Below are 17,194 nucleotides of genomic sequence, written 5' to 3'. Positions count from 1 at the left end.
ATAGCAATAATTGCACCAATTTTGATATCTGAAATTTTGTCAGATGAAATCATATCATAACGTTTCAACTATTTATTTTGATAAACAATTTTGAAGTAAAGTAACAGTATTGCAGAAACTACGGTTATTGAATTTGCGGAAATCATTGATGGGCTATGTTTTAAAAATCCATAAACAAGCCACAATACAATGCCAATAAAAAACAGAACCAACATAGGAAGTGATAAACTGGAAACATCTTTAGTCTTCCATGTTTTATACACCTGAGGCAAAAATGCAATTGTGGTAAGTAATGCCGCTGCAAAACCAATAATTTCGTTATTATCAAACCCCATAAATTCTATTTAGTTTAGTTAATGGCATCTCCGCGAAGTCTTCTAAACTTTTTTCTGGCTTCAATAAAATAAATACTATCTACGTGATCGAAAACAATCTCTTTATAGAGGGCTTTGGCTTTTTCTGGTGCGTTTAAATGCGTCATATATAATTCGGCTAAATTATAAATAGCATTATCTATTAAAATACCGTCTCTATAATTATCTATGACATGTTGATAATTTTCTGCTGCTTTTTCAAACTGCTTTTTAATTTCGAAAAGTTGGGCTTGTTTATATAAAGCTTGGGCAATAATTGGCTCTGTTTTATGATTTTCCAAAATTGTATCTAATAGCGAAATGGCTTCGTCATTTTTATTTTGAAACGCTAGCAAATCTGCTTTAGCATAGAGTTTTAATGCTGTTTGAAGTGAATCTTCATATTTATTATCAGAAATCAACAGTTTTAAATCTAATGCATCATTGGCTATCAATTGAGATGTGGAAGATTTTAAAATTTTGAGTTGAGATTCGGCCCATTTAAAATCGCCTTTATAATAACTCGTTTTTGCCACTTTATAGCGTGCTTTTTGAGAAATTGTACTGTTTTTTAAATTCCGCTGAATTTGAGTGTAATAAATTAGTGCTTTATTAAATTTTTCTTGCAATACGAGAATATCGCCAAGTTCCAGCTTTATTTCTGCCTTTTGCAAATCTGTTAAAGGCAACTTTAAAGCGTCCTCTAAAAAGGCAGTGGCTTCTTCGGTTTTATTCATATGAAATGCCAAAAAATGTGCATAGGCAATCTGCAGTTCAAAAGTCTGGGAAAATGTGCCATAAGTATCAAATAACTCTAAAAACTTACTTTGCAATTCTTCATGGGATTCGGAATCACTTTCCTTAATTTCAATTTGCAATAGATCGTAATAGGCCAATAATTTGGTATCAGCGTCTTGCGCTTTTTCAATTACGTAGTTAAAAATAGAGCTTGCAAGTTCTGTTTGATGCTCACTATTTGCTATTTTACCAAGGTCTATAATACGAGATAAACTTTCCGGTTGGCGTGAATAAATGGCTTTTTCTTGTGCAAATGCTTTTCCAAAATCTTTCTGCTGAATAAAAAGCCAACTCAACATTTCGTTCCAGAGTACATTGGGTTCTTGTTGTATTTTTTTAATCAGCAATTTTCTTAAAATGATATTGCTTTCATTATTTGCGTCTTCACTTATAAAATCGCTTATAGCGCGTTTTACATTACTTAAGGAAATTGGGTTACGCTCTGCAAAATCAATATAATTAAGCATCATTTCCTCAATCTTACCTTGCTCCCCGTAAATTTGCGCTAACTGTAATTTTAAATTAAGTTCTGGCTTAAGCTCCATTGCCTTTTCGTAAGTGATAGCAGCTTTATCTAAAAGTGAATGTTCCTGGAAACTCCGTGCTACTGGAAATGCATTATTTGGGTTAACCAGAAGACTGTTTATTGCTATGTTGTAATTCTCCTCAGCCTTTTCTAAATCGTTCTTTAATTGGTAATTATAGCCTAAAGTTACATAAAACGCTGGGTAATTTGTTTTAGCTATAATCTTCAATAAAAAATCTTCAGTTTCCTGATATTGTTCTAATTGTTGATGCGCATCTATAATTTGTTTGATGTAATTGATATTTGAAGGCGACTTAGCATACAGTTTCTTATACTCGTACAATGCCTTTTCAAAATCTCCATTTTTGAAGTATTCCTTAGCGGAAGCATCATTTTGCGCAAAACCTATTGTGGCAATACATAAGAATAAAAAAGTTATCAATCTCATAGGGTAAAGATAACAAAATGTAGTTTTAAGCGTAGTGATACCAAAACTAAAAATGCCCGAAATAAAACATTCGGGCATAACCAACCAAAATTAATGTTCTATTAACTAGACTACCGTTATTAAAAACGACAGCACACTCGATTGGGGACAGCCTTGTGCGTGGAAAAATATTATTTTTTCACAACCGCTATCGTTTCGTTTTCAGGCTTTTCTAAACTAAAATCTGAAAACAAAACTTTACTTGCAAGAAAAATAAGAGTAAGAAGCAGAACTATGCGCTTTACATTCTTCATGGTTAAGTAGGTTAATTGATTTTGGTGATACTAAATTGGAAAATATCTTAAAAACAACCAACAAAACTTACATAAAATCGTCAAACAACATCAAAAAAATGCATTTCGTCGATTTTAAGTTAAATTTAGAAAGAAAAATCTATCAAATTTTATTAAAACCGGTATAAGACTGTAAAACCTCTGGAATGTCAATACCTTCTTCAGTTTGATAATTTTCTAAAATACTGGCCAAAATTCTTGGTAAGGCTAGAGAACTTCCATTTAAAGTATGTGCCAGTTCGTTTTTGCCATCAGCATTTTTAAATCTTAATTTTAAACGGTTGGCTTGAAAAGTTTCAAAGTTAGATACTGAAGACACTTCCAGCCATCTATCCTGTGCGGTAGAAAACACTTCAAAATCGTAAGTTAAAGCTGCGGCAAAAGACGTATCGCCAGCACATAAACGCAATATTCTATATGGTAATTTTAGTGCATCTAAAATAGTCTTGACATGGTTAACCATACCGTCTAAAGCGTCATAAGATTTACTTGGATGCTCAACTCTTATAATTTCAACTTTATCAAATTGATGCAGTCTATTTAAACCTCTTACATGCGCGCCATAGCTTCCGGCTTCACGACGAAAACATGGTGTGTAACCTGTTATTCCGACGGGTAAATCGGTTTCGCTTAAAACTATATCTCTAAAGATATTTGTTCCCGGCACCTCGGCAGTAGGTATCAAATACAAATTATCTTCTGTAACATGATACATTTGTCCTTCTTTGTCTGGCAATTGCCCAGTACCTATTCCAGAAGCCTCGTTGACCAAAAGAGGTAATTGATATTCCGTATAACCCGCTTCGGTATTTTTATCTAAAAAATAAGCGATTAAGGCACGTTGTAACCTTGCGCCTTTACCTTTATAAACAGGGAAACCAGCACCTGTAATTTTATTGCCAAGTTCAAAATCTATGATATCATATTTCTTGGCTAGTTCCCAATGTGGCAACGCTTCTTTATGTAATTTTGGAATGTCTCCTTTTCTGAAAACCTCCTCGTTGTCCGCTTCAGAAACTCCGTCAGGAACAGATTCGTGAGGCACATTCGGAATTTGAAACAACAAGTCTTTTAAGTTCTCAACAGTTTCGTTTAAGCTATCTGTAAGTGTTTTTGAAGTTTCTTTAAGCTCTCCAGTTTTTGCTTTTAAATTAATTGCTTCTGCGACTTTTCCCGATTTATATAACATGCCTATTTCCTTAGAAATTGAATTAGACTCTGCTAGTGTGCTGTCTAATTCCGCTTGCAAACGTTTTCTGTTTTCATCTAAAGCAATAACATTGTCAATCATTTTAGCAGCGTCAATATTTCGTTTTGCTAAACGGGCAACGACTACTGCTTTGTTTTCTTTTATAAATGGGACTTGTAGCATGATTCAAAAATTTAAGCGACAAATTTAAGGAATTAATGTACGATTCAATTCTTTTTTTGAAGGCAAAATCCAATCGCTGTGCTTTAAGGGTTGCCATGGCACGCTTGCGATATCTATATCTTGATTGATTAAACGTTTTAATGGTTTTCCGTTTACGCTCACTCTACAATCTACATAAACGCCCACATCTTTTCCTTTTGCTTCAAAATCTTTTTTCAAATGTTGGGAAAATTGCCAAATGACGTCGGGCTTTGTACTTGCGCCCCGTTGCTGTTTTCTAGTGAGATAATCATCTAAATTAATCGTGGTTTTTTCTCCTGAATTCTTATCCAAAACGCTGTAAGTTACTATTCCGTTTTTTGCTCTCAACATCATCCGCCACGATAAACGATGTCCTTCTTCTGTCCATAATACATCATCTTCAAAAAAATGATGGCGCAGCGGTAACGCAATTTGAACTATAAAATACATTGAAAACAAAATGACAAAACCATTCTTAAACTTCGGAAGTTTCACTTCAGCTTCATTATAAAACAATCTGTTTTTAAGAAAAATAGTTCTAATGGTTTTAGGCGGAAAGAAAAACAAATAAAATGCTAATGCCAAGTATGGAAAAATACCGATTTGGAATATTACGGAGTTAAATAAATGAAACCCAATGGACACGATAAAAGCCCATTTTCTGGTTGGTTTCCAAAGTAAAAATGGAATAATTAAACCATCAAAAAGAATACCGCCATAACTCAATATATTTTGCACCCATTTTTGTTGCAATACCTCTCCAACGAGGTAGTATTTCTTTTTTCCTAGCATTAAAACCTCTAACACGGTACCGTCTAACCAATCGGGATATAACTTTGCTACCGATGCATAAGTGTAAACAATGAAGAGTTGCAAAATAAATACCAACCGACACCAATTGGGCATTGCATTCGTTTTAATGGCAGGATTTTGTTTTGCATCTATAGAAACGTCTCTATGTGCTGGCATAAAAACCATAATTGCACTAATCAACACCAATAAATAATAATGATTGTTATATGAAGATTTCTGCATTAAATAAGTCCCTGTCCAGAGCAATGTGAAACCTATCATGCTCATTCTATATTTATAACCTACCATTATGAGCAACCCAAAAATGCTCATGACAAAATAGTAAACATACATGCCATTGCCTTCTAATGGTTGCAGCCATTCGAAACCTATAAAAGAAAACGTGAATTTTGGCTCTATCAGAGTGGTTTTTATCCAACCTGTAAGCATGGCTCCGAAAGATTCGAGAAAACAAAGTGCGCCAAAAAAGATTCTAAAAATTACTAATTGTGAATTATCAATATGTCTAAACAACCATTTATTTAGCATGATAATTTTTAATAAAATTTAGCGAAAAAGATTTGTCTTTTTCCAATTGGTATTTTAAATCTTCTATAGATTGAAACTTCTCTTCGTCTCGGATACGCTCTAAAATATCAATTTGAATTTTTTGGTTATATAAAGAAGCATCAAAGTTGAAGAAATGAACTTCTATAGATTCCTTCACCCCATTAACAGTTGGATTAAACCCTATATTCATCATGCCAAAAACTGTGTTCCCGTCAATAACCGATTTCACAATATAAGAACCATGTTTCGGAATGAGTTTATAACTTTCTTCTATACTGACATTTGCCGTTGGATAACCTAATTGCTTGCCAATACCTTTACCTTCTATAATGGTGCCTGTCAGCATAAAAGGATAGCCTAAATATTTATTGGCTTTAGTAATATCTCCATTTAGAAGTGCCTTTCTAATTTTAGTAGAGCTTACGGCAACATCGTTGATATCTTGTGCTGAAATTTCTTCAACTTCAAAACCAAATTCTTCTCCATACTTTATTAAATCATTAATATCCGCATTTCTATTTCTACCAAATCTATGATCGTAACCAATAATTATTTTTTTTGCATTCAGCCTATTTACCAAAACTTTAGTCACAAACTCTTCGGCGGAAAGCCTAGAAAAATCTATGGTAAACTTCTTTATCAATAGGTAATCCAACCCTAAACGTTCTAGAATCTGACTGCGTTCATCAATAGTATTTATCAACTTTATATCTGAATCTTTTTGTAAAACCATTCTTGGATGCGGAAAAAATGTAAGAATTACAGAATTTAAACGTTCTTTAGTTCCAAGCGTTATGAGACGGTTCACTATTTTTTGATGTCCGATATGAACGCCATCAAAAGTACCGATAGTGACAACCGAAGGCCCTTTAGATGTATAAGATTCGATGTTCATAGTTTTACCCATAAATACTTAAAATTGTTAATTTAATCGAAATAAGCTAGATTTGTTACCAAAAGCCCCTAGAATCGTTATGAAAGCAAAACTACATTATGTTTTTTCATTTACAATATTTTTGTTTGTATTTTCTCTTAACGGACAAAATTCTGCATGGAAACCTATAAAAAACACTACGGATTTAAAAGCTATTTCCGATTTAAATTTAGATACTTCCAAAACAGCATCGTTTAGTTTGAATGTGTCGTTATTCGAGCAGAAATTGAACTCTATATCAAGGTATTCAAAAAATAATAATTCTGGAATATTAAATATACCTGATGAAAATGGAGCGATGAAAGCGTTTAACGTTACCGAATCTTCCGTGTTTTCTCCAAAGCTTGCTGCAAAATTTCCAAACATAAAATCTTACAAAGGTTACGCCCTTGATGGATCTGGAGCTCAATTAACTATGAGCGTATCTCCCAATGGTGTGCAAACCATGATTTCCTATTTAGATAAACCCAACGTTTTTATGCAGCCCTTAAAAAAGGGTAGCGGTGAATATGTAGTGTATCAAAAAGCAGATAAAACGAAGGCAGATAAAGCCTTTAAATGTTCCACTTTGGAATCTTTAAAACATCAAGCTTCCAAAAACTCTAATATAACTTTGTTGGACGAAGGCGGCGCGAACAATAAAACGCTTCAAAAGTTTAGAATTGCCATATCGGTTACTGGAGAATATACCGCATATCATGGCGGAACTGTTGGCGGCGCACTAGCTGGAATAAATGCGACATTAGCTCGGGTAAATGCTATTTTTGAAGCAGATATGGCCATTACTTTTGAACTGATTGATGCCACCGAAATAATTTACACAGATGCAGATACCGACCCTTATTCTGATGCTGGCGAAGGTACCGACGAAAACAACTTCGACAACCTCAATGGATGGAGTTTGCAACTACAAAACACATTAACATCTACCATAGGAAATGCTGCTTACGATATAGGTCATTTATTTGGTGATGATGGCGGCGGCGGTTTTGCAGGTTGTATAGGTTGTGTATGTGAAAACGGCTCTAAAGGTAGGGGGTTTACTTCTCCACCAGACGCAAGACCCGAAGGTGATACTTTTGACCTTGACTATGTAATTCATGAAATTGGACATCAAATGGGGGCTAACCACACATGGGCATTTGATACTGAAGGTACTGGCGTAAACTCTGAACCTGGAAGCGGAACAACTGTTATGGCTTATGCTGGCTTGCAAGGAGAAGATAATGTAGCGACCAAAAGCGACCCTTATTTTCATTTTCATAGTATCAAACAAATTTTAGATAATATTGCCACAAAAAGTTGCCAAACAACTGAAGCCATCTCGAATAACCCTCCTAGTGCTAATGCTGGAAGCGATTTTATAATTCCGGCAGGAACACCATACATATTAAAAGGTATGGCTACAGATGCTGATGGTAGTGATGTGCTTACCTATTGTTGGGAACAAACAGATAACGGGAGGGTGGATAATACTAATTTTGGCCCCACTATAAGTAATGGCTCCATGAACAGATCGTTACCGCCCTCAACGTCTTCAGACAGGTATATCCCTAGGCTTAGTAGCGTTTTAAACGGTAAAATCACCCAAACCAATCCTGGATTGGGAAGCGATTGGGAGACGGCTTCTACCATAACCAGAACATTGAACTGGGCATTGACCGTTAGAGATAGAAGCCCCATGAGTAATAGCGTTGGGCAATCTAGTTATGATACTATGCAAGTAAACGTTAGAGGTGGTAATACATCAAATCCTGTTGGGCCATTTGCCGTGACTTCTCAAGCAACAAATGACATAAGTTGGTTGCAGAACTCTACTGAAACGATTACATGGGATGTTGCTGGAACGGATTCAAATGATATAAATACCTCGAATGTCAATATTTTATTATCAACCGATGCTGGTTTAACTTTCGATACTGTTTTGATAACTAATACACCAAACGATGGAGAAGAAGATATTTTGGTTCCAAATATAGCCGCACCTATGTGTAGAATAATGATTGTTCCTGTTGGCAATATTTATTACGCAGTAAATACTGTTGATTTTGCAATTGGCTATGAGGTTATAACAACCTGTGAGGAACAATACGCATCTAGCGAAAATTTAGGTTTATCGATTTTAGATGGCCAAACAATATCCAATAGTATTAATGTCCCTAACTCCGGCACCATCAGCAGTATAAGAGCCAATGTTGATGTTTCACATAGTTTTATTAGTGATTTAACAGTTACATTACAACACCCTAACGGAACGATTTCTTCTGTGCTTTGGTCTGAAAACTGCTTTCGCGATTCAGGTTACGAAAATCTTGATGTTACTTTTGATGATGACGCAGCAAGTGTTGATTGCAATTCGCCTACCACAGGAACATTTATACCTTTAGAACCTTTGAGTGCTTTTAAAGGATTAGATAATCAAGGCAACTGGACGATTTCAATTTTTGATGATTTTGAAGGCGATGAGGGCACGCTTAACGATTGGTCTTTAGAATTTTGCACGACTACTTTTAAGTTAATTGAAGATACATTTGTTGGTTTTAGTGTTTTTCCAAATCCGAATGACGGCGTATTTAATATCAAACTAAATACTAGTGCAGATGAACGTGACCTAAAACTTGAAGTTTTTGATATGAAAGGACGTTTTATCCATACCGAAACATTTAATGGCGCATCGAAAATTACCAAAAGTATTGATCTAAACCATTTACAGGGAGGTATGTACTTTTTGAATTTGTATGATACCAATAAAGTTTATACTCATAAAATAGTTGTGAAATAGGTGGGGGTATTCTGAAATTACTTCCCATTGAAAGCATTCATAGTAGTATTTACCCCTGCAAGCACAAAAGATTTAATGAGTTCGACAGAGGTGTCCAGGCGCTCTGGCAATGTTTTTTTTTCTTCATCTGTCCATTCGCCTAAAACATAATCTATTTGTCTTCCCTTGCCAAATGCATCACTTATACCAAACCTGAAACGGTTATATTTAGTAGTATTCAATTTGTCTTGAGTATCTTTTAACCCGTTATGTCCGCCATCACTACCTTTCATTTTTAAACGAATACTACCAAATGGAAGATTTAAATCATCGGTAATTACCAGGAGGTTTTCCATTGGAATTTTCTCCTTCGTCATCCAATATAAAATCGCTTTTCCGCTTAAATTCATAAAGGTACTTGGCTTTAAGAAAACGAATGTTCTTCCTTTTAATTTATAAGTAGCAATATCTCCAAGTTTCTGTGTTTCAAAAGAAAACCCTTCTTTTTCGGCAAAATGATCTAAGATTTTAAACCCGATATTATGACGTGTCTCTGCGTACTTTTCGCCAATATTACCTAAACCAACAATTAAAAACTTTTTCATAGGGTCTTGCTCAACTTTAGGTTTTTTAAATCTGAAAATATTCCATAAAAACCTGCACATAATAATATTACATTTTAAAATCTTTTCAAAAATAAAAAAAGCATTCTGAATAAACAGAATGCTCTTTATTATAATTATTTACTCAAAAAACTAAGAAACCGCTTTCAATTTTTTGAGTGTTGTTTTAGACAATTTATCTTCAGCATATACTTTAGTAACATTCAATTTTTTATCATTGCTACTTGGTAATTCGAACATGGCATCGGTTAAAATTTCTTCACATAGAGAACGCAAACCTCTTGCCCCTAATTTATATTCAATTGCTTTACCTACAATAAACTCAAGAGCGCCATCGGTAATAGTGAATTCGATATCGTCCATAGAAAACAGTTTTTTATACTGCTTAATAATGGCGTTTTTAGGTTCTGTAAGAATGGCTCTTAATGTTTTGGCATCTAGTGGATCCATGTACGTCAATACTGGAAGTCTTCCGATAATTTCTGGAATTAATCCAAAATCCTTTAAATCCTTCGGAATGATGTATTGCAGTAAATTTTGTTGATCTACAACATCATCAGACATAGATGCGGCATAACCTACTGCCTTCATGTTTAAACGCTTTGAAATCACACGCTCGATACCATCAAAAGCACCACCAGCGATAAATAATATATTTTCGGTGTTCACTTCAATGAATTTTTGATCAGGATGTTTTCTTCCTCCCTTTGGCGGTACATTTACTACGGTACCTTCCAAAAGTTTTAATAAAGCTTGTTGCACACCTTCTCCTGAAACATCACGGGTAATGGATGGATTATCACTTTTTCTGGCAATCTTATCAATTTCATCAATAAAGACGATACCTTTTTCGGCTTTTTCTAAATTATAATCTGCAGCTTGTAATAAACGTGTTAAAATGCTTTCTACATCTTCACCAACATATCCTGCTTCTGTTAAAACAGTAGCATCTACAATAGCAAGAGGAACATTCAACATTCTAGCAATGGTTTTTGCCATTAAGGTTTTACCTGTACCAGTTTGCCCAACCATAATGATATTACTTTTTTGAATCTCAATATCATCATTGGAAGGCACTTGCAATAAACGTTTATAATGATTATAAACCGCAACAGACATGACCTTTTTGGTCATTTCCTGCCCGATGATATATTCATCAAGAAAAGATTTAATTTGTTGTGGCTTTCTAAGCTTTAATTCTGCAGATAAATCGTTGCTATCGCTTTGCTTGGATTCCTCCAAAACAATACCGTGCGCTTGCTCAATACATCTATCGCAAATATGAGCGTCTAGACCCGCAATCAACAAGTTGGTTTCCGGTTTTTTCCTGCCACAAAACGAGCATTCTAATTCTTCTTTTGCCATTAATCATTATATTTTAGGGAAGTAGTTTTACTACTTACATTTTTGCTATTTGGACTTATAAAAGTACAAAAAAATTATTTGCGAGCTAAAATCTCGTCTATCATGCCGTATTCCTTGGCCTTATCAGACTTCATCCAGTAGTCTCTATCACTATCTTCATATACTTTGTCGTAGTCCTGACCCGAATGCTTACTAATTATTTTATAAAGCTCTTCTTTTAACGTCATGATTTCCTTTGCAGTAATTTCTATATCACTTGCCTGACCTTGTGCACCTCCCATTGGTTGGTGAATCATGACACGAGAATGTGTTAAACCACTACGTTTTCCTTTTGTGCCGGCACACAATAAAACCGCACCCATTGATGCTGCCATACCCGTACAAATTGTTGCTACGTCGGGCTTGATAAACTGCATGGTATCGTAAATACCTAAACCAGCGTAAACACTACCTCCTGGTGAATTGATATATATTTGAATGTCTTTATTAGCATCAGTACTTTCTAAAAACAACAATTGTGCTTGAATGATATTAGCCACCTGATCGTTGATTCCTGTGCCAAGAAAGATAATACGATCCATCATTAAACGAGAAAACACATCAAAAATAGCGATGTTCATCTGGCGTTCTTCAATAATGTTTGGTGTTAAGTTAGTTGGGTACATGCTACTAATAATTTTATTGTAGTATGTGCTACTGATGCCTTGATCTTTAATTGCGAATTTTTCAAATTCTTTACCGTAATCCATAGTAGGTTCTATATTTTTTTGATTATCACCCTGATTTACAATAAGGTGAATTAAATTTCATGTTTTAAATAAACTATTAGCGGACAAAAATGCGCTTAAATCATAGTGATTTAAGCGCATAAATATAATGAATTATTATTTGATTACTTATCGCCATACACTTCTTTAACAAACTTTTCGTAACTCATTTCCTTTACTTTTAAGTTTGCTTTTTCTTTGTATAAGGCGATTAATTTTTGGCTTATCAATTGTTCTGAGATTCTACGTGCTTCTTCTTGGTTTCCTAAAACACGAGCAGCTATTCCGTCAAGTTCTTCATCTGAAGGATTCATTTGACCAAACTGTGCCATTTGCCCTTTTATCATTTCCTTGGCATGATCTTTAATATCATCTATAGTCACTTGAATATCGTGACCTTCAATTAATTTTCCTTCAATTAATTGGTAACGCAGGCTTTTTTCAGACTTTTCGTATTCCTCTTTTGCTTGGGCTTCATCCATCTCTTGCTCGCCAGCGGTTTGCATCCACTTTGTTAAGAATTCAGCAGGTAAATCAAATTTTGTGTTCTCAACTAAATGCTCTGTAACATCATTCAATAATTTTTGATCAGACTGTTGTTTGAACTGCTTTTCAGCATCTTCTTTAATCTTATCCCTTAATTCTGAAACTGAAGTCACTTCACCTTTACCAAATAATTTATCAAACAATTCTTGATCTAAATCGGCCAATTCGCGCTTATTGATTTCTGTAATTGTAAAAGACACTTCAATATCTAAACCGTGAGCTCTATCGTGCTCCACTTTTAAAGCATGCATTAACTCGTGGTCATCTTCATAAAGCCCTTTTGTACTTAATGCGATAACATCACCAACCTTAGCTCCAACAAATTGTTTTGCAGTTGCTTTACCTTTAAACTTGTCTAAAGTTAAAGTTACGGTATTATCAATTTCCTCTTCTTCATTTGTATAAGTTCCAGTAATCTCGCTGTCTTTTTCAACAGTATTTTGAGACACTAGCTTTCCATATTGCTTTTGGATGCGCTCTATTTGCTCATCAATCATTTTCTTATCGGCAACGATATTATAATGCGTAATTGATTTTTTGCTTTTAAGGTTCACTTCAAATTCTGGAGCTAATCCTAATTCAAATTCAAAGGTAAAACCATCAGAATCCCAATCTATTTCATCTTGGGTTTTTGGTAGTGGCTGTCCTAAGACATCCAATTTCTCTTCTGTTAAATATTTATTTAACGCATCTTGTAACAACTTGTTAACCTCATCAACCAAAACAGCTTTGCCGTATTGTTTTTTAACCATTCCCATTGGTACATGTCCTTTTCTAAATCCCGGGATATTTGCTGTTTTACGGTAATCTGATAAGATTTTTTCTACTGTATCGCTGTAATCTTCTTTAGCGATATCTACCTTTACTACCGCATTTAATGCATCTACGTTTTCTCTTGTAATATTCATTTTGAATGATATAAGCCTTTAGTAAGGCGTTTAACAATAGGTTTTGTAACCTTATATACTAGATTCCCGTTTTTATGGGAATGACAATTTCAATTGTAACTTCGAAAAAATTTGAAGCATTATTCAATATTAAAATTGGGATGCAAAATTAGTATATTTTTACATCCCAGCAAAGTTTTTAATTAGTTGATTTACAATACCTGTTCAACTTAAAAAATGGCATACAACAAACTAGCCAGGAGTGAAGCCATAAAGCATTAAAATTCCAAAAAGCAGATACTAAACTCCAAAAAAAAGAAAAACGAGTATTTACTAGATATTATCTTCTTTAAGTAAAGATTGTAAAAGTGATTGCAGTACAGATAATAGGATGCTAAATAAGATCGCCCACCAAATATTAGCTACGGAAAACCCATTGATAAATTCATCGGCTAGAAGAATCATTAATCCGTTAATTACTAAAAGAAACAAGCCTAAAGTAAGTATGGTCACTGGTAAGGTGAAAATGACCAAAAGAGGTTTTACCAAAAGATTTAAAACCGCAAGCACTAAAGCAACGATAATTGCGGTTAAATAACTATCGACTTGCACACCACTTAAAAGATGGGCCAATGCAAATACGGCGATGGCGTTTAATAAAAGTCTGATTATTAGATTCATGATTATTTTATTTTAAAAGTACGAACTAATTTATTGTACAAAACCCAACACCGCCTCAAAAAAATCCTTAGGGTTTTCGGCATGCAACCAATGGCCTGCATTAGCTATCGTTACAATTTGAGCGTTTGGAAAATGGTTTTTAATAATGCTTTCATCGCCAACACCAATATATTCTGAGCGGTCTCCTCTTAAAAACAAAGTGTCTTTTTCAAACCTTGCGTAGCTTGGTAAGGATTCTCCAACTTCGGCAACTTCATTCTTTAAAACCTCTAAGTTGATGCGTAATCCTAATTGTCCTTTTTCAACCCAATAGAGATTTTTTAATAAAAACATTCGGGTACCAGCGTCTGACACATAGTTGCTTAACACTTTATCTGCTTCTCCTCTACTTTTTATCTCATTGAAATCTAAAGCACTCAATCCTTCCAAAATCGCATCATGATGTACAGGATAGAAACGAGGCGAAATATCGGCTACTAATAATTTTGAAACTAGTTCAGGATATTCCGTAGCAAACAACATCGCTGTTTTTCCGCCCATGGAATGCCCTAAAAGCACCATATCATTTAAATCATGTGCTTCGCAATAGTTTTTTAAATCTGCTACAAGCACTTCATAACTAAATTCTTCTGCATGAAAACTTTGCCCATGGTTTCGTTGATCGACCAGATGCACTTCAAAACCGAGTTCCGACAAATTTTTGCCATGGGTTTTCCAATTATCGCTCATACCTAAAAAACCATGTAGGATTACGAATGGTTTTCCTTCTCCTATAATGTTTGAATGTAATATCATTTTCCTCCCTTAATCCCTCCGAAGGAGGGAAACTGTTATGTGATTACCCTTCTTTGTTTAACGAGTAACAATTGTTGATTAACGATTTTTGAACACCGCGACTGTAAACTGCCAACTTATTAAAGCTTACGCAAATACATCTGTATCACGTTTTCTACACCTAAATATAAACTTTCAGCTATTAAAGCATGTCCGATTGATACCTCTAATAAATTTGGAATATTTTCCTTGAAAAATTGAATATTATCCAACGATAAATCATGACCTGCATTAATGCCCAAATCTAATTTATTGGCTAAAATAGCACTTTCGGTATATGGTTTTATTCCGTTTTTATTTCCTAAACCGTATTGATGTGCAAAACCTTCAGTATATAATTCAATCCTATCTGTTCCCGTGGCTTTTGCACCTTCTATTTGCTCTAAAACTGGATCCACAAAAATTGAAGTCCGAATGCCGTTATTTTGAAATTCCTTAATCACATCAATTAAAAAGTCTTTATGAGTAATTGTATCCCAACCTGCATTACTTGTAATGGCGTCTTCCGCATCTGGAACAAGCGTTACTTGAGTTGGTTTTACACTCAATACCAAATCAATAAAAGAGTGTATTGGATTGCCTTCAATGTTATATTCGGTATAAACCTCAGGTTTTAAATCTCGCGCATCTTGGTAACGAATATGACGCTCATCTGGTCTTGGATGAATGGTAACACCCTCTGCTCCAAAACGCTGTACATCTTTTGCAAATTGCACTACATTAGGCACATCGCCTCCTCTTGAATTCCTTAAAGTTGCAATCTTGTTAATATTTACGCTTAACTTTGTCATCAATTCTATTTTAAAGCACAAAAATACAAAGTAGAACAGCCCTAAGTACTATTTTTTTGATTAATTTGCAGTATAACATCATATTCCATATGAAACTTTCAGAATTCATTATAAACGATATAAAACCGCTAAGTACCAAAAGCAAAATAAGCGAATTGCAACAGCTTTTTAATCAGCTTACCTATTCCCATATTCCAGTTATGGACGAAAACGGTGTGTTTTTGGGCACTTTTTTTGAAATGGATGTACATTGTTTTGAAAGCGAGAAATACCTGAGCGATTATTTACACACCATTGAAGATTTCTTCGTAAAAGAAAACACTATGTGGCTTGATGTTTTAGAAGCCTTTGCTCAAAATTCCGCGAATATTATGCCTATTTTAAATGAACAAAATAATTATATAGGTTACTATGAACTCAATGACGTTATAGGATTATTTAACGAATCGCCATTTTTCTACGAAGCAGGAGGTGTTTTAGTGATTGAAAAAGGCATTAATGATTATTCGTTTAGCGAAATTAGCCAAATAGTTGAGTCCAATAACGGAAAAATTTTAGGGGCTTTTGTTTCAAAAATGAAAAACGATATTGTACAAGTTACTTTAAAAATTGGCAATACCGGTTTAAACGATATTATTCAAACCTTCAGACGGTACAGTTATAATATTGCTTCTGGTCACGAAGAAGATAGTTTTAAGCAAAGTTTAAAAGACCGGTCGGATTATTTGAATAAATACCTAAATATTTAAACTCATTGTGAGCATTTAGTAATTAAAAATTATACCAATGAAGATTGCCGTTTTTGGACGTTTCAACAATAAATACACATTGACTTCGGTTGACACATTACTCAATTATGTAGCTAAAAAAGATATTGCAGTTTATATTGAAGCAGAATTTTCTGAACTTATAAAATCTGTATCCACAAAAAGAACGTTTTACGATACGTTTGAAACCTTTGAAAACTTAGATGAATCTTATGATTTGTTAATTAGTATTGGTGGCGATGGCACTATTTTAAGAGCCATTATGCTAGTTATGAAACTTGACATTCCCATTGTTGGCATCAATACTGGACGACTGGGTTTTTTAGCCACCATTCAAGTCGAGGACATAGAAAAAGCAATCCAGAATATTATTGACGGACGATATAAGATTTCTGAACGCAGCTTGTTAGCTATAGAAACCTCGCCTGAAAATGAAGATATTTTAGATTTAAATTTTGCCATGAACGAAGTAGCGGTAAGCAGAAAAAACACCACTTCTATGATTACTGTGGAAACACTTTTAGACGGCGAGTATTTAACTTCTTATTGGAGCGATGGCCTGATAGTTTCAACGCCAACAGGCTCTACCGGATATTCGTTAAGTTGTGGCGGCCCCGTAATTACACCTGGCGCAAATAGTTTTGTTTTAACGCCAATAGCGCCTCATAATCTTAGTGCACGCCCTTTGGTAATTCCAGATTCTACCAAAATACAACTAAAGGTGCGTGGACGGGAAGAACAACACTTGTTATCTTTAGATTCAAGAATTGCCACTCTGGATAATGATACGATTATCACTATTAAAAAAGCGGACTTCAAAATTAAAATGATTGATTTACTGGATGAAAGCTTTTTAAAAACACTTCGGAAGAAAATGCTTTGGGGGGAAGACAACCGGAACTAAACACCCCTTTCACTTATCAATTCTAAACAATAATTCACTATAAATTCAGTTTTACACACATACTATTCAATACAAATTGCAATAGGCACATCTTATTTATTATATTTGCAAACTTTAAATGG

The 17,194-nt window shown here is 34.5% G+C and carries 15 protein-coding genes; 3 read left to right on the top strand and 12 right to left on the bottom strand.

From position 1 onward, the window contains the following. Window positions 1-68: 68 nt before the first annotated feature. The 5 genes from ABXQ82_RS07585 to ABXQ82_RS07565 all read right to left on the bottom strand — a co-directional run bounded on the left by ABXQ82_RS07585 (window position 69) and on the right by ABXQ82_RS07565 (window position 6,107). Window positions 69-335, bottom strand: coding sequence for a SemiSWEET transporter (locus ABXQ82_RS07585; protein ID WP_367057275.1), 267 nt, complete (start codon window positions 333-335; stop codon window positions 69-71). A gap of 14 nt (window positions 336-349) precedes the next feature. Next, a complete protein-coding gene (locus ABXQ82_RS07580; protein WP_367057272.1) occupies window positions 350-2,125 on the bottom strand; it encodes a tetratricopeptide repeat protein in 1,776 nt (591 codons plus the stop codon). A gap of 435 nt (window positions 2,126-2,560) precedes the next feature. Beyond that, window positions 2,561-3,829, bottom strand: a complete 1,269-nt coding sequence (gene serS / locus ABXQ82_RS07575; protein ID WP_367057269.1) for a serine--tRNA ligase — start codon at window positions 3,827-3,829, stop codon at window positions 2,561-2,563. 24 nt (window positions 3,830-3,853) lie between these two features. Then, window positions 3,854-5,191 carry an HTTM domain-containing protein gene (locus ABXQ82_RS07570; protein WP_367057266.1) on the bottom strand — a complete coding sequence of 446 codons (1,338 nt, stop codon included), beginning with the start codon at window positions 5,189-5,191 and terminating at the stop codon, window positions 3,854-3,856. Further along, on the bottom strand, window positions 5,181-6,107 hold the full coding sequence (locus ABXQ82_RS07565; RefSeq protein WP_367057263.1) for a bifunctional riboflavin kinase/FAD synthetase: 927 nt from the start codon (window positions 6,105-6,107) through the stop codon (window positions 5,181-5,183). Before ABXQ82_RS07565 ends, ABXQ82_RS07570 begins: the two co-directional genes overlap by 11 nt. 79 nt (window positions 6,108-6,186) lie before the next feature. Here ABXQ82_RS07565 and ABXQ82_RS07560 point away from each other — a divergent pair, with 79 nt between their 5' ends. After that, a complete protein-coding gene (locus tag ABXQ82_RS07560) occupies window positions 6,187-8,928 on the top strand; it encodes a reprolysin-like metallopeptidase (RefSeq protein ID WP_367057260.1) in 2,742 nt (913 codons plus the stop codon). Window positions 8,929-8,945: 17 nt separating this feature from the next. Here the strand turns inward: ABXQ82_RS07560 and pth are convergent, their stop codons facing one another. The 7 genes from pth to ABXQ82_RS07525 all read right to left on the bottom strand — a co-directional run bounded on the left by pth (window position 8,946) and on the right by ABXQ82_RS07525 (window position 15,401). Further along, complete coding sequence (gene pth, locus ABXQ82_RS07555; RefSeq protein WP_367057257.1) at window positions 8,946-9,512, bottom strand: aminoacyl-tRNA hydrolase; 567 nt, start codon at window positions 9,510-9,512, stop codon at window positions 8,946-8,948. A gap of 150 nt (window positions 9,513-9,662) precedes the next feature. Next, window positions 9,663-10,895 carry an ATP-dependent Clp protease ATP-binding subunit ClpX gene (clpX, locus tag ABXQ82_RS07550; RefSeq protein ID WP_367057254.1) on the bottom strand — a complete coding sequence of 411 codons (1,233 nt, stop codon included), beginning with the start codon at window positions 10,893-10,895 and terminating at the stop codon, window positions 9,663-9,665. A gap of 74 nt (window positions 10,896-10,969) precedes the next feature. After that, window positions 10,970-11,644, bottom strand: a complete 675-nt coding sequence (gene clpP / locus ABXQ82_RS07545) for an ATP-dependent Clp endopeptidase proteolytic subunit ClpP (RefSeq protein WP_367057251.1) — start codon at window positions 11,642-11,644, stop codon at window positions 10,970-10,972. Between the two features lie 143 nt (window positions 11,645-11,787). After that, on the bottom strand, window positions 11,788-13,116 hold the full coding sequence (tig, locus tag ABXQ82_RS07540; RefSeq protein ID WP_367057248.1) for a trigger factor: 1,329 nt from the start codon (window positions 13,114-13,116) through the stop codon (window positions 11,788-11,790). A gap of 312 nt (window positions 13,117-13,428) precedes the next feature. Beyond that, a complete protein-coding gene (locus tag ABXQ82_RS07535) occupies window positions 13,429-13,776 on the bottom strand; it encodes a phage holin family protein (protein ID WP_367057245.1) in 348 nt (115 codons plus the stop codon). Between the two features lie 30 nt (window positions 13,777-13,806). After that, entirely contained in the window at window positions 13,807-14,571 is a 765-nt protein-coding gene (locus tag ABXQ82_RS07530; protein WP_367057242.1) for an alpha/beta fold hydrolase, read from the bottom strand. 119 nt (window positions 14,572-14,690) lie between these two features. After that, the gene (locus ABXQ82_RS07525) at window positions 14,691-15,401 is read right to left on the bottom strand and encodes a pyridoxine 5'-phosphate synthase (protein ID WP_367057239.1); all 711 of its coding nucleotides are present in this window, start codon (window positions 15,399-15,401) and stop codon (window positions 14,691-14,693) included. 89 nt (window positions 15,402-15,490) lie between these two features. Here ABXQ82_RS07525 and ABXQ82_RS07520 point away from each other — a divergent pair, with 89 nt between their 5' ends. Continuing rightward, window positions 15,491-16,150, top strand: coding sequence for a CBS domain-containing protein (locus ABXQ82_RS07520; RefSeq protein WP_367057236.1), 660 nt, complete (start codon window positions 15,491-15,493; stop codon window positions 16,148-16,150). Between the two features lie 37 nt (window positions 16,151-16,187). Next, window positions 16,188-17,072: an NAD kinase gene (locus tag ABXQ82_RS07515; RefSeq protein ID WP_367057233.1), complete on the top strand. Its 885-nt coding sequence runs from the start codon at window positions 16,188-16,190 to the stop codon at window positions 17,070-17,072. The last annotated feature ends 122 nt before the right edge of the window (window positions 17,073-17,194 follow it).

It is taken from the genome of Algibacter sp. 2305UL17-15, assembly GCF_040720935.1.
In the GTDB taxonomy this organism is placed as follows: Bacteria; Bacteroidota; Bacteroidia; order Flavobacteriales; family Flavobacteriaceae; genus Jejuia.
The sequence above is the reverse complement of the archived record's forward strand: the minus strand, read 5'-3'. Positions and strand labels throughout refer to the sequence as shown.